This window comes from Bradyrhizobium sp. CCGUVB23, from assembly GCF_024199885.1.
Classification (GTDB): domain Bacteria; phylum Pseudomonadota; class Alphaproteobacteria; order Rhizobiales; family Xanthobacteraceae; genus Bradyrhizobium.
Genome location: NZ_JANADQ010000001.1, coordinates 3806958 through 3831884, shown reverse-complemented (window position 1 = coordinate 3831884; position 24927 = coordinate 3806958). Strand labels below are relative to the sequence as shown.

Genomic DNA, 24927 nt, shown 5'->3' with positions numbered 1-24927 from the left:
TACATAACTGTATTGACAGGCGCCAGCATTTCTCTATAAACCATACAGTACTGTATGTTAGGAGATGGAGGTGCCAATGCGCGATCTGCTTCTGCAAGCAGCGGGCGTCATCGCGATCCTCGTCACGATTGGCCATGCCGTGCTCGGCGAGACCCAGGTCTTTGCCCGCGCCACCATCGAGCCGCCGCGACTGCGAACGCTCATCCGTCTGGTCTGGCAGGCCGGTACGGTGGCGTGGTTTGCCGGCGGCGTGCTCCTGATCGCCGCACCCTGGATGGGATCGGACGCGGCGCGACACTGGATCATCGCAACGCTCGCGGTGGTGTTCGGCTTTGCCGCTATCGCCAATGCGTGGGCGACGCGCACGGTGCATCCCGGCTGGATCGGGATGAGCGCGGTGGTCGCACTGGCGGTCGCAGGTTACTAGAGCATGATCCGGAAAAGTGTGGAGCGGTTTTCCGAAAAGATCATGGTCAAACAAGGACCTAAAGCGCGATGACTATTCATCCTAATCTCATCGCGCTTTAGGGGGTCGCGATGGAGCAGCGCGACCATTCCGACGCCGGCCTGGATCTCTGGCATCTCGCCGCCGTCAATGCCTGGGCCAACTTCAATCTGCGCGCAGGGTTCGAGGTGGTCGCGGCCGCAAACGGTGAAGCTGAAATTCGCATGAAGTGGAACGACAGCTTCACGCAATATTCCGGACATCTCCATGCCGGCATGATCGCTGCCCTGCTCGATACCGCTTGTGGGTTCGCCGCGGCCACGAAGGTCGGTTCGGTGACCGCATCGCATTTCTCGATGAACTGCATGAGGCCGGCGGTGGGCAGCGCTCTCGTTGCCAAGGGCAGATTGATGCGCGCCGGGTGCAGGCAGGTCTTTGCCCGGGCGGAACTCTTTACCGAAGACAGGCTTGGAAACATTTCGCTGGTCGCAACCGGTGAAACCATTCTGGTTCCCCTGCGTGACCAGGACGGCGAGCGAGATGAGGAGTGACACATGCCATTGACGCTCGTAACCGGGGGCACGGGACATCTGGGCCAGGATATCGTCGATCGCCTCGTCTCCTCCGGGCATCGCGTCCGCGTTCTGGCAAGAACGCCGGGTCCTCGATCAGATGTCGAATGGGCAGTCGGTGATCTCGCCACAGGCGCCGGGCTGCCGGAGGCGCTGCACGGTGTCGACACCGTCATCAATGCAGCGACCTACTCGCCGATCACGCGCCGGGGCGGCTTCAGGCCGGTGGATTTCTTCAGCTCGCCTTCCGCCGTCGACGTCGAGGGCACCGAGCGGCTTTTGTCACTGTCGCGCGACCAATCCATCCGGCACTTTCTCCACGTCTCGATCGTCGGCCTCGATGAGGCGACGTTGCCCTATGCCCGCGTCAAGCTCGCCGGCGAAAAGCTCGTCCGCAGTTCGACGCTGTCATGGTCCGTCGTTCGCGCAATGCCGTTCTATTACCTGCTCGACAAGCTGCTGGCCCGCCAGGCCTGGCTTCCGGCCTGGCCCATGCCGACGACGGTGTTCAACCCGGTCGATACGTCTGATGTCGCCGACTACGTCGTGACCTGTGCCTTCGATGGTGCGCGTGGAGCGCGAGCGGAGATCGGCGGTCCCGAAGATCTCAGCCTTACCGAGTTCGCGCGCCAGTATCAGCACGGGCGTGGTCTCCACCGGAAGATCCTGCCGATATCATTGTCGGAAACGCGAGCTCGCGGCATGGGCTTTGTCGTCAGCCAGGGCGTGCGCGGCAAATTGTCCTGGGCGGACTGGCTGCGCCGGCAATATCCGGACGTTCGCCGCGCGGCGTGATGCCGCGAGCGCTAGAGCGTGATGAAATCAGGTCCTGTTGCGTCCGCAAAGTCGGTGCGCTCCCTCTCCCGCTTGCGGGAGAGGGTCGGGGTGAGGGTGGTTCCGCAATGAGACTCCCAATGCCGAGAAAGCCTCAACCCGGCGCTTCGCCATAGCCGAGGCGTCGCCTCGGCGTCTCTTATGAGGACGGCCGCCAAAGGCGGCCTATGCCTTCCCCGCAAGCGGGAGAGGTTGGGCGAGCCCGCGGCTCGATCGATTCAACCTAAAGGCATTCCGCACTATTGCAGCGGCGGATCGCCGCTCGTGCGCTTCTTGGCGAGATCCATCTCGGTGACGGCGATCAGGATTTCGGCGCGGGTCTTGAGGTCGGGCGCTTCCAGCATCGCCTGCTTTTCCGCGGGACCATAGGGCGACATCATCGCCAGCGCATTGACCAGCGCCTCGTTGGGTGCGCTCTCGACGCCTTCCCAGTCGACCTTGAGGTTGTTGGCCTTCAGGAAGTCGGCCAGCGCCACCAGGAGCGCCTCGCGATTGACCGCGTCCTCGCCCTTGCGCGCGGTGAAATCATCGGTGAAAGCGAAGAAGTCCACCTTGCACTGCCGGTAGGATGTCAGCACCTCGAGCTCCTGGACCACCTTGAAGCGCGCAATCCCGGTGAGCTCGAGGATGTAGCGGCCGTCGCCGGATTCGGCGAGCTGAGTGATGCGGCCGACGCAGCCGACATTGAACAGCACCGGCTTGTCCGAGTTCTTCGGCGAATGCGCCACATCAGGCTGGATCATGCCGATCAGGCGATGGCCATCGCGAAGTGAGTCGTCGACCATCGACAGATAACGCGGCTCGAAGATGTTGAGCGGCATCTGCCCGCGCGGCAAGAGCAGCGCGCCGGGCAGCGGAAACACCGGGATGATCTCGGGAAGATCGGCGGGCCCGCGATATTCGATATTGATCGGCATACCCGCTCCCCGCTGATCTACATGGCGTCCGTGGCCTTAGAGCATGATCCGGACCCGAAGGGCCGCGTCAGCGCAAAGTGCGAAGCGGCTTTCCCTCGCGACAAACGTGGAACGCGTTTGCGCGGAGATCATACTCAAACAATAAGCCAAAGCGCGATGACGATTTGTCCTAATCTCATCGCACTTTAGGAAAACAGGATCGTCGACAGCCGCTTGCGTCCCTCGACGGTCGCATCGTCAGCGCCGCCCCAGGCCTCGAAGAACTGGATGAGCTGCTTGCGGGCGCCATCATCGTTCCATTTGCGATCGCGCTTGACGATCTCGAGCAGCTGGTCGGTCGCGGCCGCCCGGTCGCCTTGCGCATTGAGCGCGGTTGCAAGATCGAACCGCGCCTGATGATCGAGCGGGTTAGCGGTGACCTTCTGTTCCAGCTCCGCGACCGGCCCGAGCGATTCGGCCTGCTCGGCAAGATCGATCGCGGCCTGCACCGCTTTCACCGCGGCATCGCCGTGCTTGGACTCCGGGACCATGGCGAGCGTCTGCTTGGCCTGCTCGATGGCACCCGACGCGACGTAGCATTTCGCAAGGCCCGCGAGCGCGGCGATGTTGGTCGCATCGTGCGACAGCGCCTCGGCATAGATCTGCGCCGCGGCCGCCACGTCGCCCTCGGCGAGCACGGCGTCTGCTTCCTTCACGATCTCTGCGACATTGACCTCGCCCGGTGCGGTGACGCCCTTGGTCAGGCGTTCGATGAAGGCGTTGACCTGGCTCTCGGGCACCGCGCCCATGAAGCCGTCGGCCGGCTGGCCGTTGACGAAGGCGATCACGGCCGGGATCGACTGGATGCCCATCTGGCCCGGAATCGCCGGATGCTGGTCGATGTTCATCTTGACCAGCTTGACCTTGCCCTTGGCCGCCTTGACGGCCTTTTCCAGCACCGGGGTGAGCTGCTTGCACGGGCCGCACCACTCCGCCCAGAAGTCGATCAGCACCGGCTGGCGCTTCGATTCCTCGATGACGTCCTTGACGAAGGTCTGGGTGGTCGTGTCCTTGATCAGATCGGGCGCAGCCTGGCCCGCCGCTCCGTTGCCCTGGTCAATGATCGTCACAGGAGTCCCCTCGTCTGATGTCCGGAAAGGCGGCTCTTTAGCACGACGCCGTCCCATATGCTGCTGTCCCGGCTCCTAAATTGGGCCGGGACGGCCGAATTTCAATCCATGGTGCGTGATTCGGTGGTTCCTGGGCGTTTCGGGTCGCTTTCGACCCGATTCGGGGCTCATTTAGGTCTCCGAAAGCGAATAGATGCCGCCGGTAGCTGTTGCATTCGCCGCCCGCTTTTGGCATACGACAGCCGTTGCCGGCGCGTCACGCGACCGACACAGGACGCGGGTGTAGCTCAGTGGTAGAGCACGACCTTGCCAAGGTCGGGGTCGAGGGTTCGAGCCCCTTCGCCCGCTCCAATTTCTCCCAGCGTCAAGCCTGACAGGACCGGATCGCCGTCTGGCGGCTCCGTCCGGGACGCACGTTGGACGTGAGAATGACAATTCTGGTCACCGGCAGCGCAGGCCACCTCGGGGAAGCGATTCTCCGGACACTTCACGCGCGCGGGTCTACTGTGCATGGGGTTGATTTGAAGAAATCGGAGTTCACCGATCAGGTGGGCTCGATCACCGATCCCGGCTTTGTGCGGGCCGCGATGGCGGGCGTCACCGCCGTCATTCACACCGCCACCCTGCACAAGCCGCATGTCGCCACGCATTCCAGGCAGGACTTCATCGACACCAACGTCACCGGCACGCTCAACCTGCTCGAGGCCGCCGCTGAGGCCGGCGTGAAGAGCTTCGTCTTCACCAGCACCACCAGCGCGTTCGGCTCGCAGCTTCGGCCCGAGGCGGGGAACGCCGCCGTCTGGGTCACCGAGGATCTGCCCTCGGTGCCGAAGAACATCTACGGCACCTCCAAGCTGATGGCGGAGAATCTGTGTGAGCTGTTCTTCCGCGAGCGCGGGCTTCCCGTCATCGTCTTGCGAACCTCGCGCTTCTTTCCGGAGGAGGACGACGATGCGGCCGCGCGGGAGAATTTTGCGACCGAGAACGCGCAGGCCAACGAGCTGCTTTATCGCCGGCTGGATATAGCGGACGCTGTCAGCGCCCACCTCCTCGCCGACGAGCGCGCTACCAGCATCGGCTTCGCGCGCTACATCGTCTCGGCGACGAGCCCGTTCACGCAAAGCCACCTCGTCGCCCTGGCTGAGGACGCCGCGCGCCTCGTGCATACGCTCTATCCCGATTGCGCAAAACTCTACGCGGCGCGGGGCTGGCGCCTGTTTCCGACCATCGACCGCGTCTACGTCAACGATCGTGCGCGCCGCGAGCTGGGTTGGCGGCCCGCATTCGACTTTGCCCATGTGCTGAGCAGCCTGCGGAAGACTCGCGATTTTCGCAGCGAGCTGGCGCGTCAGGTCGGCTCAAAAGGTTATCATGACACGGTCTTCGAGCGCGGGCCTTATCCCGTAGTCTCATAATTCTCATCGCGTGCACGCGAGCGCTGCCTGCCAAATAGCCGCTTGCTTCATGATTCCGCGTTGCAGCGAGAACGCGCGCACGCGCATGCCATGCATGCGGAGAAACTCTCTCTCAATTTTTATTGAGGCTGATCGCGATGTGCAGCGCATGCTTCTCAGCGCTTGCAGATGTGCTAACCTTTTTGAGTCTGCCTCTGTCGACAGACTCCGAACTTCGCCTCTCGAATAGCAAAACAATAATGGTGTGGCCGCCACGGCCGCCTTAGGGGAGTGACGCGATGAAATCCATATTCCATCGATCCATCTTTGCGTTTGCGGCGGTTGCCCTGCTCGCGGGGACAAGCGTCGTGAATGCGCAGCAGCAGCAGGACAAGAACCGGGCGCTGAAGAAATACGAATCCGGCACCAAGGAATTCTGGACGCATCCGCCGGATGACTGGTTCTTAGGGGATGAGACCGAGGCGCAGAAGGGTCTTGCGCCCCCATCGGGCCCGCCGACCGGCGCGTCCGAAGCCGAGCTCGCCAACATCGTGAAGAAGATCAAGCTGCCGGCCGGCTTCAAGATCGAGGTCTGGGCGCCTGGCGTTCTCGCCGCGCGGCAGATGGCCTGGGGCGACAAGGGCACGCTGTTCGTCGGCTCGTTCGGCCTCGGCAACGTCTATGCGATCAAGGACAATGGCGGCAAGCGCGAGGTCAAGACCGTCCTCAAGGGTCTGAACATGCCGACCGGCCTCGCCTTCAAGGACGGCGCGCTCTATGTCATCGCCGTCGACAAGCTGATCCGCTACGACAACGCCGAAGCCAACCTCGACAATCTCGGCCAGGGCAAGGTCGTCTATGACGACATGCCGTCCTATGCCGCGCATGGCTGGAAGTACATCGCGACCGACAAGGACGGCTGGTTCTTCCTGCCGTTCGGACCGCCCTTCAACGTCGGCATTCCGCCGACCAGCGTCTCGCAGATCCGGCGCGTCGATCCCAAGACCGGCAACGCCGAAGTCTGGGCGCTTGGCGTCCGCAATTCGGTCGGCGGCGACGTCGATCCGCGCAGCGGCAAATACTGGTTCACCGAGAACGCGCGTGACTGGGTCAGCGACGATCTGCCGTCAGACAAGCTGAACATGATCTCGAAGATCGGCGAGCATTTCGGCTATCCCTATTGCCACCAGGGCGATCTGCCGGACCCGAAATTCGCGATGGGTCACAAGTGCTCGGAGTTCACGCCGCCCGTGCTGAATCTCGGCGCGCACGTCGCTCCGCTCGGCATGAAGTTCTATACCGGCGACCAGTTCCCCGCCGAGTACAAGAACAACATCCTGATCGCCGAGCACGGCTCCTGGAACAGGCACAAGTACCAGGGCGCGCGCATCGTGCGCGTGATCGTCGGGCCCGACGGCAAGAACCCCAAGCAGGAGGTGTTCGCCTCCGGCTGGCTCGAAGGTGACCAGGGCTATCTCGGCCGTCCCGACGACATCATCCTCGCCAAGGACGGCTCGATCCTCGTCGCCGACGACTGGGCCGGCGCGATCTATCGCATCAGCTACAGCAAGAAGTAGCGCGACGTGAACATGAGGCTGCGGTTGCCTGGAGGTCGCCGCAGCCTTTCGTTTGAAGTTACACGCTCGTCATTCCGGGGCGATGCGGAGCATCGAACCCGGAATCCCGAGATTCCGGGTTCGCCCTTCGGGCGCCCCGGAATGACGAGCAAATCGGAATCTCGTCATGCACCGGCAACCTGTTTCGCGCGCACTCAGCGCGCTCGCTTTTTCGATCGCAGCGCTCGTCAGTCTTCCCGCTTTTGTCGCGCACGCTGCCGACGTCAAGGAGAAGGCCGCGGTCTGCGCCGCCTGTCACGGCGACAAGGGCATCTCGCAGACCGAGAACATCCCCTCGCTCGCCGGCCAGCCGGATCAGTTCCTGCAGTGGCAGCTCGTGTTCTTCCGCGCCGGCTCGCGCAAGAACGAGCAGATGCAGCCGATTGCGGAAGAGATCGCCAACGAGGACATCCGCAGTCTCGGTGCCTATTTTTCGCAGCTCACGCCGCCGAAAGGCCCGGAGGACAAGGATCCCGACCTGTCGAAGAAAGGCAAGGAAGCAGCTAGCGGCCGCCGCTGCGCCTCATGCCACACCGACAGCTATGCCGGCACCAAGGCCGTCGCCCGCCTTGCCGGCCAGCGTGAGGAATATCTGGTGAAGGCGCTGCACGACTACAAAGCCGGCCAGCGCGTCGGCGGCGGCGTCGCCGCCATGGCCGACATCGCCTATTCGCTCAGCGAGGAAGAGATCACCGCGCTCGCGCATTACTTGGCGCATTTGCAGTAGCGGAGAACTGTAGCCGCCAACACCGGCCGTCGTGCCGGGGCGCGCGATGCGCGAGCCCGGGACCCATAACCACAGGATCGAGTTTGACGAAGACTCGTGGTTACCAGCTCGCGCCATAACCAATCCCTGTGCTATCGCGACGAGCGCAAGCGCTCGCGCGGGGGTCCCGGATCTGCGCTCCGCTTCGCTACGCTTGTCCGGGACGACGGGGATGTGTGGGGCGAGTTAGCTACCCCACGCGCTGCTTCTCATACGCCTTCAGATGCGTATAGGCGATGCGCAGTTTTGGCACCGGCACTTTCGCAGTATCGGCGCGCGCGATGAGGTCGCCGATGATGTGATCGGCCTCGACCGGCAGGCCCGCCTTGATGTCGCGGAACATCGACGCGGTCATCGGGGAACCTTCGGTGGTGATCAAGCCCTTGACCCGCTCGAAGAACGGGCCGCCGGGCGCATAGCCCGCTGCGGTCGCAGTGGCGCTGGTCTCGTCCAGCATCCCTAAGAGAAAATCCTTGCCACCGGGCACCGCCAGGATGTTGCCGACGGAGGTACGCATCAGGCTGGTCGACGCCGCGAGCGAGGAGAGGAAAACCCACTTCTCCCACATGTCCTGCATGATGTTGTGGCTCGCGCTCGCCCCGGCGATGCCGCTGGTGAAGACTTCGTCGATCGCCCTCACACGCGCCGACAGTTTCCCGTCGCGCTCGCCGTAATTGATCGCCTGCATCGGCTGGAGCTGCACCACCTCGCGCTTCTCGTTCAGCGTCGCGGCGATGGCGCAGAGCCCGCCGAGCACGCGCTCGGCGCCGAACTTCTGGTCCAGCACGTCGAGATGCCGCATGCCGTTGAGCACGGGAATGATCGTGGTGTTCGACCCGACTGCCGGCGCGAACGATTTGATGGCATCGTCGAGGTCGAACGCCTTGCAGCTCAGCAGCACGACGTCGAACTTTTCGGCGAGCTTGCCCGCCTGCACCGCCGGCGGGTTCGTCAGCGTCGCATCGCCGTTCGGGCTCTTGATGACGAGGCCGGCGCTCGCAAGCTCGCTCGCGCGCCGCGGCCGTACCAGAAAGGTGACATCGCGCCCGGCCTGCAGCAGCCTGCCACCAAAATAACCGCCGATGGCGCCGGCGCCGACGACGAGAATGCGCATGCGGGTGCTCCGTTTGTTCTTGCTCTTTTTTCGCCGTCGTCATGTTTTTCGCCAGGACGACACCGGGGAGATACCTCACTTCGCTCGTTGGGTCAGAATCACTTTCCCGACACCATCTCCTCGACCTCGCGCAGCTGCTCCTTGCCGAAGAACATCTCGGTACCGACGAAGAATGTCGGTGAACCGAACGCGCCGCGCGCGACGGCCTCCTCGGTATTCTTGATCAGCCTTGCCTTCACATCGGGTTCTTGGGCACGTGTGAACAGCTTCTGCGCATCGAGGCCTGACGAGGTGATCGCCTTCATCGCGACTTTCGGATCGTCCATCTTCTTCGGCTCGCGCCACATGTGATGAAATGCGGCTTCGACATATTGTTCCAACACGCCTTCGAGCTGGGCCGCGATCGCCGCGCGCATCAGGTTCAGCGTGTTGACGGGGAAGAACGGGTTCCAGACATAGGGCTGCACGTGGAAGCGTTTGAGGAAACGCTCGGTCTCGACAGCCTGGAATTCGCGCTTGTTCTTGATGCCGGCGAGCGTCTCGGCCGGCGATTTGTTGTTGGTCGCCTTGAAGATGCCGCCGAGCAGGATCGGCACATACTCGAATTTCACGCCGATCCGCGTCTCGATCGCAGGGATCGCCTCATGGCTGAGAAACGCATTGGGACTGCCGAAATCGAACAGGAATTGTGGGGCCGCGCGCGTCAAACCGTCCTCCCGTGAGCTCGCTTTGCGCACATTGTGGCGCAGCGCGCGCGGCAGGTCCACCCGTTTCATGATGGCCATAATACTACTTTGATCGGAGGCGCCTTCTGCCTACGCGCGGTCGCTGCTTGCGAGTTTCACGACGTGGTCGCGGATGTCGGCGGGCCAGTCGGCGATCTCTGCCGCAAAGCGCCGGCGATCGCCTGCGAACAGCGCGCGCGAGGCCTCCTCGAAATGCGCGAGATTGCCGGCCATCGCCGACATGAAGTGGTAGGTGGCATCGCGCGCCTGCCGCTCGCGGTCGCGATCGCCGCGGGCACGCCGCGCCTCGTCGACGAGCTTGCGCAGCGCGACCGAGGCGCCGCCCGGCTGCGCGTTGAGCCATTCCCAGTGCCGCGGCAGCAGCGTCACCTCGCGCGCCACCACGCCGAGTCTGGGCCGGCCGCGGCCGCGCGGCGCACTCGGCAACTCAATGTGCCCGTCGGATTGCGCCGGCGCGATCGTCGGCAGGCGGGCCAGCACTTCCTGGTCGTCGCCGCGCAGGTCGAAATCGACCGCCCGCCCGCTCAAGTCACTGAAGATCACGATCGGCGAGCCCGCCCACGCGTCCGCGCGCTTGACCGCCAGGACCACGTCCGCGATCGGCCCGGAGGCCAGGCGCCGCTGGCCGACAAAGGCTGTGAAGGTACTCTGCATTGAAATCACTGCGAAATCTGACACGATGGCCCACTTAATATCCGGGTAAAATAGAAGCGTCAATATGCCCGGGTAAAAATAACGACCGTCCGGCTCGACATTCGCCCGCCGGGCTGGCACGAACGCGCCCGAGACCAGCGGGGACCTCAAATGCTGACCGTTCATCATCTCAACAATTCACGCTCGCAGCGCGTGCTGTGGCTGCTCGAGGAGCTGGGCGTGCCGTACGAGATCGTGCGCTATCAGCGTCAGCCCGACATGCGCGCGCCGAAGGAGCTGCGTGCGATCCACCCGCTCGGCAAGTCGCCCGTGATCACCGACAACGGCAACACCATCGCCGAATCGGGCGCGATCGTCGAATACCTCGTCGGCACCTATGGTCAGGGACGCCTGATTCCGCCGCCGAACACGCCGGAGCGGCTGCGCTACACCTATTGGCTGCACTATGCCGAAGGCTCGGCGATGCAGCCGCTGCTGCTCAAATTGCTGTTCACCTTGATGCCGAAGCGCGCGCCGGCGCTGCTCCGTCCGCTGGTGCGCAAGGTCTCGAACCAGGCGCTGACCGCGCTGGTCAATCCGCAGATCAAGCAGCACATGGATTATTGGGAAGGCGAGCTCGGCAAGACCGAGTGGTTCGCCGGGCCCGACTTCACCGCGGCCGACATCCAGATGAGTTTTCCGCTGGAAGCGGCGCAAGCGCGCGGCGGCCTGGAGCAGGGCCATCCCAAGGCGATGGCGTTCCTCGAGCGCATCCACGCGCGTCCAGCCTATCAACGCGCGCTGGAGAAGGGCGGGCCGTACCAGGTCGGGCGGTAGCGTCGTTCCCATCGTCATTCCGGGGCGCCCGCGTCCTTACGTGGGCGAACCCGGAATCCCGAAGTTGTGGCGCGTGATTCCGGGTTCGATGCTCAAACCATGAAAGTTATTGCCCCTCCGCCGCAGCGCCCCGCGTGCGCGGGTCGGGTGCGCCGAACGGGCCGTTCGGCGTCACCGCGATCGAGTTGGCCGAGGTCTGGCCCATCGGCTCGACGACGAGGTGACCCATCGCCTTCAGCTCGAACAGCACGTCGTCGGAAAAGCCGCGCTCGACGCGCACTTCATCCGGCAGCCATTGGTGATGCAGCCGCGGCGCTGCAACGGCGGCGGCGACATCCATATGATAATCGAGCACGTTGACGATCACCTGGAGCACGGTGGAGATGATGCGGCTGCCGCCGGGCGAGCCCGTGACCAGCACCGGCTTGCCATCCTTCAGTACGATGGTCGGAGACATCGAGGACAGCGGCCGCTTGCCCGGCCCTGGCAGATTGGCCTCGTAGCCGACGAGGCCATAGGCGTTGGAGGCGCCAACCGCCGCGGTGAAATCGTCGAGCTCGTTGTTGAGCAGCACGCCGGTGCCGTCGGCGACCAGGCCGACGCCATAGCTGAAGTTCAGCGTATAAGTGTTGCTCACCGCATTGCCGCGGCTGTCGACGACCGAGAAATGCGTGGTGTTGCTGCCTTCGCGCGGCGGCGTCGCGCTCGCCACGATCTCGCTCGCCGGCGTGGCGCTGTTGGCCCTGATGCCGGCGCGAAGTTTAGCCGCATAGTCCTTGGCGATCAGGGTCTCGATCGGCGCCTTGACGAAAGCGGGATCGCCGAGATAGCGCGCGCGATCGGCATAGCCGCGCTTCATGGCTTCGATCAGCAGATGCAGCGAGGCCGGCGAGCCCTGCTTCAGATCGGAAAGCTGAAAGCCTTCCAGGATGTTCAGCGTCTCCACCAGCACCACGCCGCCCGACGAGGGCTGCGGCATCGAGACGATGTCGAAGCCGCGATAGCTGCCGCGCACCGGCTCGCGGATCACGGGCCTGTATGTCTGCAGATCCCCTGATGTCATGATGCCGTCAGCATCGGTGACGGCCTTGGCGAGCTTGTCGGCGACCGGTCCCTCGTAGAATCCGCGCGGACCCTGGGCGGCGATGGTCGACAGTGTCTGCGCCAAATCGCCCTGCACCAGCCGGTCATTCTCTTGCAGCGGCGTGCCGTCCGGTCGCGAGAAGATTTTCGCCGATGCCGGCCAGCGCGCAAATCGCTTGTGTGCGCCCGGCAAGGTGTCGGCGATGTCGTCGCTGATGACGAAACCGTCGCGCGCGAGCGCGATCGCGGGCTCCAGCAATTGCGCCAGCGTGAACTGGCCGGAGCCGTATTTCTCGAGCGCCAGCGACAGTCCTGCGACCGTGCCGGGCACGCCGATGCCGAGCGCGGAATCGCGCGACTTCGCGATATCGGGCTTGCCGTCGGCGCCGAGGAAGATGTCTGATGTGGTCGCAGCTGGTGCGGTCTCGCGATAGTCGATCGCGACGTCTTCCTTGCGGTCGGCGGAATGGATCACCATGAAGCCGCCGCCGCCGATATTGCCCGCGCGCGGATAGGTCACGGCCATGGCGAAACCGGTCGCGACCGCGGCGTCCACCGCGTTGCCGCCGCTCCGCAGGATGTCTGCGCCGATCTGTGCGGAGATTCTCTCCTGCGCCACCACCATGCCGTGCTCGGCGGCGATGGCGTGAACGGTGCCGAGTGCGGGCGGTTCATAGATGCGGCGCGCATCCTGAGCGCGCGCTGGAAACAGGCTGATACCTAGAAGCGTGAGGGCAGCTACGACTTTTCGTCGTGTCAGGACAAACGACATCATCAAAATTTCGCCGTGTCTTGTTTCTGTCGTGTCTTGCCGTCACTCCACAGCCGTCACGGCAATGCTATACCGTTTGCGCCAAGAGAGGCAAAACTGTTCGTGATAAGGAATGCTGATGACGACGATCGCCTCTGACACCGATATGGCCGATAAGGAGCGGACCTATCCGCCGCGCGTTGCCGTTGTCAGTTGGATCTTCTTCGACTGGGCTGCGCAGCCCTATTTCACCCTGATCACGACGTTCGTCTTCGCGCCCTATTTCGCCACCAGCGTCGCGCCCGACCCTGCGACCGGACAGTCGCTGTGGGGATTTGCGATGGCGGCAGCCGGCATGGTCATCGCCCTGCTGTCGCCGGTGTTAGGCGCCGTTGCGGACGCCGCGGGCCGCCGCAAGCCCTGGATTGCTGCTTTCGGCGCCGTACTGGTGCTGGGCTCCTCGGCGCTCTGGATCGGCAAGCCCGGCGATCCCACCATCATCCCGCCGCTGCTTGCGGCCGTGGCACTCGCGAGCGTTGGCGCGGAGTTCGCGACAGTCTTCAACAATGCGATGATGCCGACACTTGTGCCGCCGGAGCGAATCGGCCGCCTCTCCGGCAATGGCTGGGCCACCGGCTATGTCGGCGGCATCATCAGCCTGATCATCGTGCTCGGCTTCCTCGCCGCGAACCCTGAGACGGGGCGCACGCTGCTTGGTTTCAAGCCGCTGTTCGGGCTCGATCCGGCCATGCATGAGGGCGATCGCATCACCGGACCGCTGACGGGACTCTGGTTCATCGTGTTCGTGACGCCGATGTTCCTGTTCACGCCGGACTATCCCGCCAAGCGGCCGGTGCGCGCGGCGCTGCGCGCAGGACTCGCGCAACTGAAGCAATCGCTCGGCGAACTGCCGCGGCAGAAATCGCTCGCGATCTTCCTGCTCGCGAACATGATCTACACCGACGGCCTGGTGTCGCTGTTCGCCTTCGGCGGCATTTATGCCGCCGGCACGTTCGGCTGGCACACGATCCAGATCGGCACCTTCGGCATCATCCTGGCGATCGCCGGTACGTTCGGCGCGTGGCTCGGCGGCAAGCTCGATGATCTCTTGGGACCGAAGCGCGTGATTGCCATCAGCATGCTGATCCTGCTGCTGTCGCTCGCCGCGATCCTGCTGGTCGACAAGGATTCGATCTTGTTCATCAGCGTCGCGCCGCCCGAGCCGGGCGGCGCCCTGTTCGCGGGCGCGGCCGAGCGTGCCTACCTTGTGCTGGGCTGCCTGATCGGCGCCGCTGGCGGCCCGCTCCAGGCCGCCTCGCGCACGCTCCTCATTCGGCTGGCGCCAAAGGACCGCATCGCGCAGTATTTCGGCCTGTTCGCGCTCACCGGAAAGGTGACGTCCTTCATCGGCCCGCTGCTGATCGGCGCAATCACGGCCGGGACCGCGAGCCAAAAAGCCGGCATGGGCGTGCTGGTGGCGTTCTTTGCCGCCGGGCTCGCGCTGTTGACGCGGGTGAGGGAGCCATGATTTCTGCAGTCGTCCCGGCGAAGGCCGGGACGACTCGTGGAGAGTTAATGCCGGAAGTGCCGCGTCCCTGTGAACACCATGGCGATGCCGTGCTCGTCTGCGGCCTTGATCACCTCGTCGTCGCGCATCGAACCGCCGGGCTGCACCACGGCAGTGGCGCCGGCCTCGATGCAGGCGAGCATGCCGTCGGCGAACGGGAAGAATGCATCAGAGGCCACGACCGATCCCTTGGTGAGAGGCTCGGCGAGCTTCAGCTCGTTCGCCGCATCTTGCGCCTTGCGTGCCGCGATCCGCGCTGAATCCACCCGGCTCATCTGGCCCGCGCCGATGCCGACGGTGGCGAGATCCTTGGCGTAGATGATGGTGTTGGACTTGACGTGCTTTGCCACGCGGAAGGCGAACTTCAGGTCGCGCATCTCGGCGTCGGCCGGCGCACGTTTCGTCACCACCTTGAACGTCATGTCGTCGACCACGGCGTTGTCGCGGCTCTGTACGAGCAAGCCGCCGGCAACGGTCTTGGCGGTGAGACCCGCCGAACGCGGGTCGGGCAGGCCGCCGGCGAGCAGCAGGCGCAGATTCTTGCGCGCGCCGATGATGGCGATCGCTTCCTCGCTGGCATCGGGTGCGATGATCACCTCGGTGAAGATCTTTGTGATCTCGCGCGCGGTGTCGGCATCGAGCGCGCGGTTCATCGCGATGATGCCGCCAAAGGCGGAGGTCGAGTCGCAGGCCAGCGCCCGGCGATAGGCGGTGACGAGATCAGAGCCTTCCGCGACGCCGCAGGGGTTGGCGTGCTTGACGATGACGCAGGCCGCGGTGCGCTTGGCATCGAACTCGCCGATACACTCATAGGCCGCGTCGGTGTCGTTGATGTTGTTGTAGGAGAGCTCCTTGCCCTGCAGCTGCCGCGCGGTCGAGACGCCCGGCCGCTTGTCGGGCGTCGCATAGAACGCCGCGGTCTGGTGCGGGTTCTCGCCATAGCGCAGGGCCTGGATCAGCTTGCCGCCGAAGGCGCGGTAGTCGGGCGCATCGATCTCGAGCTGCCGGTTGAACCAGTTGGAGATCGCGGCATCATAGGCGCCGGTGCGCGCATAGGCCTTTGCGGCGAGGCGCCGGCGCAGCTTCAACGTGGTCGCACCGTTGTGGGCGGCGAGCTCGTCGAGCACGGCCTGGTAATCCTGCGCCTCGACGACCACGGCGACGTCGTCATTGTTCTTTGCGGCGGCGCGGATCATCGCGGGACCGCCGATGTCGATGTTCTCGATGCACTCTTCGAACCCCGCGCCTTTGTCGACGGTTGCCTCGAACGGATAGAGATTGACGACGAGCAGATCGATCGGCGCGATGCCGTGCGTCTTCATCGCGTCCGCATGTTCCTTGTTGTCGCGGATCGCGAGCAGGCCGCCATGCACCTTCGGATGCAGCGTCTTGACGCGGCCGTCCATCATCTCGGGAAAGCCGGTCAGCTCGGAGACGTCCTTCACCTTGAGGCCGGCGCTCGCAATCGCCTTGGCGGTGCCGCCGGTCGACACCAGCTCGACGCCATGGGCGGCAAGCGCCCTGGCGAACTCGATCAGACCGGTTTTGTCGGAAACGGAAAGCAGGGCGCGGGTAACGCGGCGGGGATGGTCAGTCATCGCATCAGTCATGGGCAAGATCCTCTGTGTCGGGAGTACCTATGCCCAGGCGCGCGGCAGATAAATCCCGCGCTTCCCGATGGTGCTCCATCCAAGGTCGCCAGTCGCGCGAGCGGGTGCTCGGTACCAGCTTTCGGTGCTCTTCACAACGGCTAGATAGGCGTGGGCCGCGCGCGTTTACAGCGGAAGTTCCGGCTCGCGCCGGGCGTTGCGGCGGGCATTGGTGACTTGGGGCGAAGCCGTGGAGCGGACAAAGCTCCAGCGGATCGAGGGGGCCTGGCGCGCGTCCTGCCGGATCACGATCTGCGCGGTGCGGCGCGGGCCGTCATTGCCGGCCAGGAACACGCTGTCCTCGAGATCGACCTTGTCGTCCAGTGCTTCAAAGGTCCAGACCTCGCGGTTCGGCAGCACGAGCATCACGCCGCGGGCATCCGACAGCCGGCTCGCCTTCACCGCCGGATGCAAATGGAAGCGCAGCGCGAAATCGGTACCCGCGCCCTTCAGGCGTCCGCCCTGCGGCGGCGACAGCGTGTCCTCGCCGTCGAGCCGCGTGCCGTCATTGGCGACCATCACCACGCGCCGGTGGATCACACCGAACTTGGCGAGATAGCCGTCATGCGACGTCGTCAGCAGCGTGCCGTTCTGCACGACCTCGCGATAATTCTCGACCATGGCCGGCCCGCTGGTCACAGGCGCGCCGTGCAGCAGCTTCTTCATCGCCGACAATCCGACGAACTGGCATGATGATGTTTCGTGATAGGTGAGCGTCGAATGCGCCGCGGTGCCGCGCGCGAATGGCCGCCAATTGTCGCGTCCCGTCGTCGGCATGCCGCAATTGGTCACGATGCGGCTCGTGCCCGAGGACAATTCGAACGACAGGCAGCCGGCATGGGCGTCGTGGCTGACATTGGCCGGCGGCGGGGCACCGGTATCCATGATCAGCGTCAACGCTCCGGCATCGAGGCGCTGGAAGCCGGTATGCGGCATGGTCGCCATCGGCGCGCCGTGGGTGTCGTCATAGGCGAGCAGCGTGGCGAGCAGATCCGACGACGTCGCGCTCATGCCGTTGAACAGCGCAAAGTTGCCGTCGCCGTGCCGGAAGAAACGCAGCATGGGCATCATGCGGTCGATCGCGTTCAGCAGCGCCGGCGGTGGCGCGATGTTGCGCGCCGCGAAGGTCTGCCGCAGCGGCAGCAAATCGATCAGGAGCTCGATCAACGCGCCGGGATTGCGGCAGACGTGTCCGCCGTCGGGGAGGATCTGCCGCTGTAATTCATCGGATAGCTTGCGCGACGCGCTGCGGATGTGGCGCGCCTGGTTGGCAAGGCACAACGAGGCGTAGCAGAGCGCGATCAACACTTGCAGCCGCGGCACCCCGTCCGGGATGTCGACCATGGTGAAACGCAGATAGCGGATCTCGCGCGCCAGCGCCCGCAGGTAACGGCGATAGAATTTGTTGTCGGTGTCACCAAGCACCAGCGGCGCCTGCGACAGCAGCGAGATCACACGCCGCGCCAGCACGTCGGCGCGGCGGGCCACGGCGCGTCGCTTGTTGGCGGGATTGGAGATCCAGTCCTCGATCAGCGCGCGGGCGTTGGCCCGCGTCAGCGCGGTGTCGGCAGCGCGCAAGTGACGCAGCCAACCGAAGCCGCGCAGGGCGACCTCCCAGTCTTCCGACGGCGGCTCGAGATCGAAGATCGAGCGGCCGTGGCAATTGACGATCTTGCCGGCGAACACGAAGCGCCCGGCATAGATCTCGGCCGCGCGCGTGGCGTCTGCGGTGCGCAGGTCGTGCGGCGCGATGATCAGCCGGTCGGTGCGGCCTGGCCAGAGCCGCGACACCGCCACGGAACCGCCGCTCGCGCGCGCAAGCATGTTCCGCGCGAAGCGGTTCATGACCAGCGTCGAGATGCGTCTGCGTTGAGCGACCGACACGCCTTGCCTTGAAGGGGGAGAGGATTCCTGACGAATCCTTTTAATCCCAAAATCCGCCGGCTGACACCACCTTGAAAGGTGGCGAATCAGCATCAGTGGCGCAAAATCCGGTGCAAAATCAGGATTTAACGAGCCGGGCAGCGAAGAATCCGTCGAGCCCGCCGAGCCTTGGGTCGGCGTTTGGCAGGTGGCTCGGCAGGGTGCGCAGGTCGCCCTCAGTGGTAATGATCTCACTGAGCCCAAAGACCTCGGACGGCTGGATCGGCACGCGGCGCAGCGCCGGCTCGGCGGCCAGCAGCGCGGCGATCGCGTGCTCGCCTTCCTCGGGCTCCAGCGAGCAGGTGCAATAGACCAGCGTTCCACCGGGCTTGAGCAATGAGACGGATTTCAGCAGCAGGCGCTGCTGAAGCGCCGTGAGCGCCGCGATATCCGACTCCTGGCGCAGCCAGGCCACATCGGGATGGCGGCGGATCGTGCCGGTCGAGGTGCAGGGCGCATCGATCAGGATGCCGTCAAAGCCGTGCTGCGGTCCGGCCCATTCCACGGCGTCGGCGACGACGGTTTCGGCCTGTAGCGACAATCGGGCGAGATTTTCGCGCAGCCGTGCCACGCGCGCCGGCGAACGGTCTACCGCGACGACGTTCGCGCCGGCGAGCACCAGTTGGGCCGTCTTGCCGCCGGGAGCGGCGCAGAGATCGGCGACGGATTTGCCGGCGATATCGCCGAACAGCCGGGCCGGCAATGCGGCTGCGGCGTCCTGGACCCACCATTGGCCTTCGCTGAAGCCGGGCAGCATGGTCACCGAGCCGTGCAGCAGCGTGCGCACGGTTCCGGTCGGCAGCACCTCGCCATGCAGGCGGCTCGCCCATTGCGCGGCATCCGACTTCATCGTCAGATCGAGCGACGGCTCGTGGCCGAGCGCAAGCGCCATCTCGCGCGCGGTGGCCTCGCCATATTGCGCGCTCCAGCGCGCTAGCAGCCAGGGCGGTAGATCGAGCGATTGCGTCGCGACTTCCTCCACCAGCGCCTTGCCCTCGCGCGCACAGCGGCGCAGCACGGCGTTGACGAGGCCGGCATAGCGCGCGGCTCGGCGATCGGATTGCACCAGGCGGACCGAGAGATCGACGGCCGCGTGATCGGGAACATCCATCCAGAGAATTTGCGCAGCGCCGATCAGGAGCGCGCTTTGCGCGCGCGGCGCCTCGCCGGGGATGCCCTTGTCGAGCAGACGCGACAGCACGTGGCCGAGCGTGCCGAGCCGACGCAGGACGGTTGCCACCATACGCCGCATCAGCGCGCGGTCGCGATCGGCGAGCGTCTTCAGCCCGGGATGGGCGCCGCCACCGTCGAGCTGGTCGTCCAGCGTACGGTGCTTATGCAGGACACCGTCGACGATGTCGGCGGCGATCCGCCGCGCCGCAAGACCAGGCACTTCGGAGGGTGGAGCAAAACGTTGAGATGGCATGCGGTGGTAAGGTTCTGAGCGAGCGGCAGTTCCGCCGGTATGGGCGCATGCCTGAAGAAGCGCATCTGTGGCACGCGAATATGCCAAATGTAAGAATCGGCTCTGGTTTTTTCAGCCCTGCATGTCGATCTCTGCCCTATGCGCGGCGTTTTTTCCGATCGCGCGCGGCGCGTCCCTGGGCTAGGAAGCCAGAGATGAACGACACTCCGTCCAGCCCTCCCCAGCGCAAGCCGCTGACGCCGGCCGCGCAGCGCGCGCTGGCGGAAGCCGAGGCACGCCGGCAGGCCGCCGCGGCCAATGCCGAAGCCGCACCAAAAGAATTGCAGGGGCCGAAGGGTCCCGAGCCCACGCGCTATGGCGACTGGGAGCGCAAGGGCATCGCCTCGGATTTCTGAGACCGGGTGGTCTCTTGCAGGCTCGCCCGACTCAGCCCTAGCGTCGGCTGATGTCTCCCCGCGACCGAATCAATCCGTATCGGCCCTCGTTCAGTGGCGCACCGTTTGGCCGCCGCTTCGCGGGCTTGCTGCCGTGGATGTTCGTGGTCGTTGTCATAACCGCGGTCGTGCTCATCTACCGGCATGGCACCAACTGGCCCGTGCCGCATGCCGGTGACGAACGGGCGCAGGACGCCGAGATCATCCTGCAGCAGGCAGGCAATCCCGACATTCGCCAGTCGGTCGACGTCATCCGCACCATCGACGGCGACACATTTCTCGCACGCGTGCATCAGCGCGACGGGCGGGATCTCGTCGCACGGGTTCGCCTGCGCGGCATCGATGCGCCCGAAATGAAGGCGTCCTGTCGGGAAGAGTTGGACAAGGCCGAAGCTGCCACCGATGCGCTACGCCATCTGCTCGGCCAGGGCGGCATTGTGATCTACAATCTTGGCCCAGAGAAATACGGGCGCATTCTCGCCGATGTTGCCACCAAGCGCACGCCCAACGTCTCGGCCGCGCTGCTCGCGGGCGGTTATGCGCGCAGCTACAATGGCGGTCATCGCGAGGGCTGGTGCGCGCGCAGCTGGCGCTTCTGGCAATGAAAAAAGCCGCGTCAAGACGCGGCTTTTCGTCTTGAATCGGTTGGTTCTCAGCGCGTGACGACCACCGTCGTACCGACGGAGACGCGGCTGTAGAGATCGCTGATGTCGTCGTTGAGCATGCGGATGCAGCCATAGGAGACGAAGCCGCCGACCGAGCCCGGTACGTTGGTGCCGTGGATGGCGTATTCACCGCCGGCCAGCGTCATCGCCGCGACGCCCATCGGATTGCGCGGCGAGCCGCCCGGGATCACGTCGGGCATGTTCGGCTTGTCACGCTTCACTTCGGCCGGAGGCGACCATGCCGGGTTGCGGTACTTGCCGTCGATGCGGGTGGTGCCGGCCCACTGCTTGCCGGACTTGCCGACGCCGACCGGGTAGCGCATGGCGTGCTCGCCATCGAGGATGAGATAGAGCCGGCGCTCGTTGGTTTTGACCACGATGGTGCCCGGCGAATATTCGCCACCGTGCAGCCCCACCATTTCCGGCCGTGCCTCGGCCGCCGTCGACATCAATATCCCTGCCCCGATGGTGGCGGCGAGCGCCACCGCAATCCTCATCGACATCACTTGCTTCCTTATCCGTTGCCCCGAACGGGTCGTCCAAAAAATGCACGCAAAACCCGGAAATCGCCCGCTCGCCCACGCATTCTTAACCGCGCGCGTTAACCGGATGGTTTCCACGCGCCGCGCCTTGGGCCCAGCCAGCACGGGGAACAAAGGAAAAGTTCGAATTAAAGTAAATGACCGGAAAACAACACTCGGCGGGAAACATACGGCCGCGCCGGCGCGCGCCCTGACAAGTGCGTGAGGGTGTTGGGTTTTGCCGGAATCAAATGGCTTCGGACTGGAAGCAGTCGCGTGTCCCGGACGCGGCGCGGCATGGAATGACGCGACGCAGAGCCGGGACCCAGTGTTGGGGATGGATAGGCCCCGGCTCTGCAGCGCACCGCTGAAGAAGCGCTGCGCTGCGTCCGGGGCACGAGAGCGTTCTTACGCCGAGGTCTGCTTCTTGTTCTGGCGGTTCTTGACGAGGTCGTCGACCACGGCCGGATCGGCGAGCGTCGAGGTGTCGCCGAGGCTGCCCGGCTCGTCCTCGGCGATCTTGCGCAGGATGCGGCGCATGATCTTGCCGGACCGCGTCTTGGGCAGGCCGGGCGCGAACTGGATCTGGTCGGGTGAGGCGATCGGGCCGATCTCCTTGCGCACCCAGGTCACGAGCTCTTTGCGCAGGTCCTCGGTCGGCTCGACGCCGGCCATCAGGGTGACATAGGCGTAGATGCCCTGGCCCTTGATGTCGTGCGGGAAGCCGACCACGGCGGCCTCCGAGACCTTCTCATGCGCCACCAAGGCGCTCTCGACCTCGGCGGTGCCCATGCGGTGGCCGGAGACGTTGATGACGTCGTCGACGCGGCCGGTGATCCAGTAATAGCCGTCGGCATCGCGCCGGCAGCCGTCGCCGGTAAAGTACTTGCCCTTGTAGGTCGAGAAGTAGGTCTGCTCGAAGCGGGCGTGATCGCCATAGACCGTGCGCATCATGCCCGGCCAGGAGCGGGTGAGGCAGAGATTGCCTGATGTCTCGCCGTCCAGCACCTTGCCGTCGGCATCGACGATCTCCGGCACCACGCCGAAGAACGGCAGCGTCGCCGAGCCTGGCTTCAGCCTGGTTGCGCCGGGCAGCGGCGTGATCAGGATGCCGCCGGTCTCGGTCTGCCACCAGGTGTCGACGATCGGGCAGCGGTCGTCGCCGATGACGCGGTGATACCACTCCCACGCTTCCGGATTGATCGGCTCGCCGACCGAGCCGAGCAGGCGCAGCGAGGCGCGCGAGGCCTTCTTCACCGGCTCGTCGCCGCCCTGCATCAGGGCGCGGATCGCGGTCGGCGCGGTGTAGAAGATGTTGACCTTGTGCTTGTCGATGACGTTCCAGAACCTGGAATTATCGGGGTAGTTCGGCACGCCTTCGAACATCAGCGTGGTCGCGCCGTTGCACAGCGGTCCGTACAGAATGTAGCTGTGGCCGGTGACCCAGCCGACGTCCGCGGTGCACCAGTAGACGTCACCGTCGTGATAGTCGAACACGTATTGGTGCGTCATCGCGGCATAGACGAGATAGCCGCCCGAGGTATGCAGCACGCCCTTCGGCGTGCCGGTCGAGCCCGAGGTGTAGAGGATGAACAGCGGATCCTCGGCATGCATGTGCTCGGCCGGGCAGTCCGTCGTCACCATCTTGGCCGCGTCGTGGTACCAGAGGTCACGCGACGGGGACATGTCGACCTTGCCGCCGGTGCGCTTGACGACGACGACCCAGTCGACGCCTTCGGTCTTGGCGAGCGCCGCATCGACATTGGCCTTCAGCGGCACCTTCCTGCCGCCGCGCAGGCCTTCATCGGCGGTGATGATCACCTTGGATTTGCAGTCGCTGATGCGCTGGGCGAGGCTGTCGGGCGAGAAGCCGGCGAACACCACCGAGTGGATCGCGCCGATCCGCGCGCAGGCCAGCATCGCGTAGGCGGCCTCGGGGATCATCGGCAGGTAGATGGTGACGCGGTCGCCTTTCTTGACATTGCGGGTGCGCAGGATGTTGGCCATCCGGCAGACCTCGTCGTGCAGCTCCTTGTAGGTGATGTGCTTCGACTGCGAGGGATCGTCGCCCTCCCAGATGATCGCGGTCTGGTTGGCGCGCTTGGCGAGGTGCCGGTCGATGCAGTTCCAGGCGACGTTGAGGACGCCGTCCTCGAACCATTTGATGGAGACGTTGCCGGGTGCGAACGAGACGTTCTCGATTCTGGTCGGCGCCTTCATCCAGTCGACGCGCTTGGCCTGCTCGGCCCAAAAGCCGTTCGGGTCCGAGATCGAGCGGGCGTACATGTCCTTGTACTTGGCCTGGTTGACCCAGGCGCGCTTCGCCCACTCTGCCGGCACGTCGTAGATCTTCTCGGACATGTTTTCCTCCACAAGCGGCAAGCTCAACGCCACGCCTACATCATTTGAATGATTATGCGTCGGGCTAACGGCGCCCGACAAGGAGGACAAGCTGGACCTTCGGCGGGCATCCGGCCATGCGAAAGATCAAGGTCAGTGAGGGTGCCTGTCGCAAGTCTGAAAACAACCGGCGCGAGGGCTATTCCGCTCTTTACCGAACCTTGCGGAAGCGGCAACGCAGACCCTCCATGCACCGGAAAGAGGTATCTGGCAACCGTTCGTCACTGATTCGGGACTCGCAATGCCGTTCGGAACCTCCTAAATGGCCTGACCGGGGGTCCAGCGAGACCCAACGGAACAAAAATCAAAACAACAGCATTGTCCGACAACAGGCGGAGCTAAGGCGTAACACTATGATGGATCAGCAGAATTTCGGGACGATGCGGCCCGCTTCAGCCGATCCCGCCGCTATTGCGCTCGCCAAAGCACTCGGACAATGGCCCAAACCGACCGGTTTCAGGCGTCCCACCCCGAAAAAGACCTACGATACGGCCCCCGCGACCTCGGTCGAGGCGCTGGCTCGGGAATTGGGCCTGCGGCTTGGCGACCAGAACGAGCTGACCATCCGCCGCATCAAGCGCGGCAAGGGCTATTCCTTCGTCCGTCCCAACGGCGCCCATATCCGCGACGCCCGCACCATCCGCCGGCTGCACGCCATGGCGGTGCCGCCGGCCTATCGCGAGGTGCGCTACTCGGCCGATCCGAGCTCGCATCTCCAGGCGGTGGGTCGCGATGCCGCCGGGCGGTTGCAATATCGCTATCACGCCGACTGGGAAAAGGTCCGCGAGCAGCGCAAGGCGCATCGCCTGGAAAAGCTCGTCGGCGCGCTGCCGAAGATCCGGCGCAAGGTCTCGGCGTTCCTGTCGGGCGAGGAGCCGACGCGCGAGTTCGCGCTCTCGGCGGTGATCGAGCTGATCGCCCGTACCGCGATCCGTCCCGGCAATGAATCCTACGCCCGCCTCAACGGCACCCGCGGCGCCACCACGCTGCTGAAGTCCAACGTCACGCTGGAAGACGACTGCTTCGTGCTGACCTTCAAGGCCAAGGGCGGCAAGGCGGTGCGGAAGGAATGCGATGCGGCCAAGCTGGTTCGCGCCATTGGCATTCTGCAGGGTGTTCCAGGCAAGCGCATGTTCCAGTATCGCGATGCCTCCGGCACGGTGCGTTCGGTGAACACCACGCAGGTAAACGCGTTCCTGCGCGAGATCGCCGGCATCAAAATTTCGCTGAAGGATTTTCGCACGCTGATGGCCTCGGCCGTCGTCGTGGAATCGCTGTCGCGGATCACGCCGGCGACCAGCCAGCGCGGCCGCAAGCGACAGGTGCTGGACGCGATCCGCGCCGCTGCCGACAAGCTCTCCAACACGCCGGCGATCTGCCGCAGGAGCTACGTCCACGACACCATCGTCACCGCGTTCGAAGACGGCATCCTCGAGCGTTTTGCTGCGACGATGAAGGGGCAACGCTCGCAGGCCAGGCGCGAGCAGCTTCTGGCGCAGGTGGTGGCGACGGCCGCGGTGTAAGG

At 64.8% G+C, this 24927-nt stretch carries 22 protein-coding genes, 1 tRNA gene and 1 riboswitch; of the genes, 12 read left to right on the top strand and 11 right to left on the bottom strand.

Going from position 1 to position 24927, the window contains the following annotated elements; genetic code table 11:
- The first annotated feature begins 76 nt into the window (after nt 1–76).
- The 3 genes from NLN62_RS17495 (at nt 77) to NLN62_RS17485 (ending at nt 1812) form a co-directional block, all read left to right on the top strand.
- Nucleotides 77–427 (top strand): hypothetical protein, encoded by a 351-nt coding sequence (locus NLN62_RS17495; RefSeq protein WP_027525070.1) that lies wholly within the window; start codon nt 77–79, stop codon nt 425–427.
- Nucleotides 428–537: 110 nt separating this feature from the next.
- Entirely contained in the window at nt 538–996 is a 459-nt protein-coding gene (locus NLN62_RS17490; protein ID WP_254109627.1) for a PaaI family thioesterase, read from the top strand.
- A gap of 3 nt (nt 997–999) precedes the next feature.
- Nucleotides 1000–1812, top strand: a complete 813-nt coding sequence (locus NLN62_RS17485; RefSeq protein WP_254109625.1) for an SDR family oxidoreductase — start codon at nt 1000–1002, stop codon at nt 1810–1812.
- Nucleotides 1813–2090: 278 nt separating this feature from the next.
- Here the strand turns inward: NLN62_RS17485 and NLN62_RS17480 are convergent, their stop codons facing one another.
- The gene (locus NLN62_RS17480) at nt 2091–2768 is read right to left on the bottom strand and encodes an LON peptidase substrate-binding domain-containing protein (RefSeq protein ID WP_027525067.1); all 678 of its coding nucleotides are present in this window, start codon (nt 2766–2768) and stop codon (nt 2091–2093) included.
- Nucleotides 2769–2953: 185 nt separating this feature from the next.
- Nucleotides 2954–3877, bottom strand: coding sequence for a thioredoxin (gene trxA, locus NLN62_RS17475; protein WP_027525066.1), 924 nt, complete (start codon nt 3875–3877; stop codon nt 2954–2956).
- Between the two features lie 276 nt (nt 3878–4153).
- Here trxA and NLN62_RS17470 point away from each other — a divergent pair.
- The 4 genes from NLN62_RS17470 to NLN62_RS17455 all read left to right on the top strand — a co-directional run bounded on the left by NLN62_RS17470 (nt 4154) and on the right by NLN62_RS17455 (nt 7614).
- A tRNA-Gly gene (locus NLN62_RS17470) sits at nt 4154–4228 on the top strand.
- A gap of 77 nt (nt 4229–4305) precedes the next feature.
- On the top strand, nt 4306–5292 hold the full coding sequence (locus NLN62_RS17465; RefSeq protein WP_027525065.1) for an NAD(P)-dependent oxidoreductase: 987 nt from the start codon (nt 4306–4308) through the stop codon (nt 5290–5292).
- Nucleotides 5293–5570: 278 nt separating this feature from the next.
- Nucleotides 5571–6848: a sorbosone dehydrogenase family protein gene (locus NLN62_RS17460; protein WP_027525064.1), complete on the top strand. Its 1278-nt coding sequence runs from the start codon at nt 5571–5573 to the stop codon at nt 6846–6848.
- Between the two features lie 166 nt (nt 6849–7014).
- Complete coding sequence (locus NLN62_RS17455) at nt 7015–7614, top strand: c-type cytochrome (protein ID WP_027525063.1); 600 nt, start codon at nt 7015–7017, stop codon at nt 7612–7614.
- 229 nt (nt 7615–7843) lie between these two features.
- Here the strand turns inward: NLN62_RS17455 and panE are convergent, their stop codons facing one another.
- The 3 genes from panE to NLN62_RS17440 form a co-directional block, all read right to left on the bottom strand.
- Nucleotides 7844–8767 carry a 2-dehydropantoate 2-reductase gene (panE, locus tag NLN62_RS17450; RefSeq protein ID WP_254109623.1) on the bottom strand — a complete coding sequence of 308 codons (924 nt, stop codon included), beginning with the start codon at nt 8765–8767 and terminating at the stop codon, nt 7844–7846.
- 98 nt (nt 8768–8865) lie between these two features.
- On the bottom strand, nt 8866–9474 hold the full coding sequence (locus tag NLN62_RS17445) for a 2-hydroxychromene-2-carboxylate isomerase (RefSeq protein WP_254113534.1): 609 nt from the start codon (nt 9472–9474) through the stop codon (nt 8866–8868).
- A gap of 108 nt (nt 9475–9582) precedes the next feature.
- Nucleotides 9583–10167, bottom strand: a complete 585-nt coding sequence (locus NLN62_RS17440) for a DUF2239 family protein (protein WP_027525060.1) — start codon at nt 10165–10167, stop codon at nt 9583–9585.
- 150 nt (nt 10168–10317) lie between these two features.
- Here NLN62_RS17440 and NLN62_RS17435 point away from each other — a divergent pair, with 150 nt between their 5' ends.
- Complete coding sequence (locus tag NLN62_RS17435) at nt 10318–10983, top strand: glutathione S-transferase family protein (protein ID WP_027525059.1); 666 nt, start codon at nt 10318–10320, stop codon at nt 10981–10983.
- A gap of 106 nt (nt 10984–11089) precedes the next feature.
- Here the strand turns inward: NLN62_RS17435 and ggt are convergent, their stop codons facing one another.
- Nucleotides 11090–12841: a gamma-glutamyltransferase gene (ggt, locus tag NLN62_RS17430; RefSeq protein WP_027525058.1), complete on the bottom strand. Its 1752-nt coding sequence runs from the start codon at nt 12839–12841 to the stop codon at nt 11090–11092.
- A 115-nt stretch (nt 12842–12956) separates the two neighbouring features.
- Between ggt and NLN62_RS17425 the strand changes: the two genes are divergently transcribed.
- Nucleotides 12957–14345, top strand: a complete 1389-nt coding sequence (locus NLN62_RS17425; protein WP_254109621.1) for an MFS transporter — start codon at nt 12957–12959, stop codon at nt 14343–14345.
- Nucleotides 14346–14389: 44 nt separating this feature from the next.
- Here NLN62_RS17425 and purH read toward each other — a convergent pair whose 3' ends face one another.
- From purH to NLN62_RS17410, 3 genes are all read right to left on the bottom strand, one after another.
- Nucleotides 14390–15982, bottom strand: a complete 1593-nt coding sequence (purH, locus tag NLN62_RS17420) for a bifunctional phosphoribosylaminoimidazolecarboxamide formyltransferase/IMP cyclohydrolase (RefSeq protein ID WP_254113533.1) — start codon at nt 15980–15982, stop codon at nt 14390–14392.
- Between the two features lie 36 nt (nt 15983–16018).
- Nucleotides 16019–16100: riboswitch (ZMP/ZTP riboswitch) on the bottom strand.
- Nucleotides 16101–16159: 59 nt separating this feature from the next.
- Nucleotides 16160–17878 (bottom strand): heparinase II/III family protein, encoded by a 1719-nt coding sequence (locus NLN62_RS17415; RefSeq protein ID WP_254109619.1) that lies wholly within the window; start codon nt 17876–17878, stop codon nt 16160–16162.
- Between the two features lie 157 nt (nt 17879–18035).
- A complete protein-coding gene (locus NLN62_RS17410) occupies nt 18036–19382 on the bottom strand; it encodes an RsmB/NOP family class I SAM-dependent RNA methyltransferase (protein ID WP_027525054.1) in 1347 nt (448 codons plus the stop codon).
- Nucleotides 19383–19576: 194 nt separating this feature from the next.
- Between NLN62_RS17410 and NLN62_RS17405 the strand changes: the two genes are divergently transcribed.
- Both NLN62_RS17405 and NLN62_RS17400 read left to right on the top strand, forming a co-directional pair.
- On the top strand, nt 19577–19777 hold the full coding sequence (locus NLN62_RS17405; RefSeq protein ID WP_027525053.1) for a DUF1674 domain-containing protein: 201 nt from the start codon (nt 19577–19579) through the stop codon (nt 19775–19777).
- A gap of 50 nt (nt 19778–19827) precedes the next feature.
- Entirely contained in the window at nt 19828–20421 is a 594-nt protein-coding gene (locus NLN62_RS17400; RefSeq protein WP_027525052.1) for a thermonuclease family protein, read from the top strand.
- Nucleotides 20422–20468: 47 nt separating this feature from the next.
- Here the strand turns inward: NLN62_RS17400 and NLN62_RS17395 are convergent, their stop codons facing one another.
- Nucleotides 20469–20984, bottom strand: coding sequence for a L,D-transpeptidase (locus NLN62_RS17395; protein WP_027525051.1), 516 nt, complete (start codon nt 20982–20984; stop codon nt 20469–20471).
- A 426-nt stretch (nt 20985–21410) separates the two neighbouring features.
- Nucleotides 21411–23363, bottom strand: coding sequence for an acetate--CoA ligase (acs, locus tag NLN62_RS17390; protein WP_254109617.1), 1953 nt, complete (start codon nt 23361–23363; stop codon nt 21411–21413).
- Between the two features lie 392 nt (nt 23364–23755).
- Here acs and NLN62_RS17385 point away from each other — a divergent pair, with 392 nt between their 5' ends.
- Nucleotides 23756–24925 (top strand): DNA topoisomerase IB, encoded by a 1170-nt coding sequence (locus NLN62_RS17385; protein ID WP_027523425.1) that lies wholly within the window; start codon nt 23756–23758, stop codon nt 24923–24925.
- Nucleotides 24926–24927 lie beyond the last annotated feature (2 nt).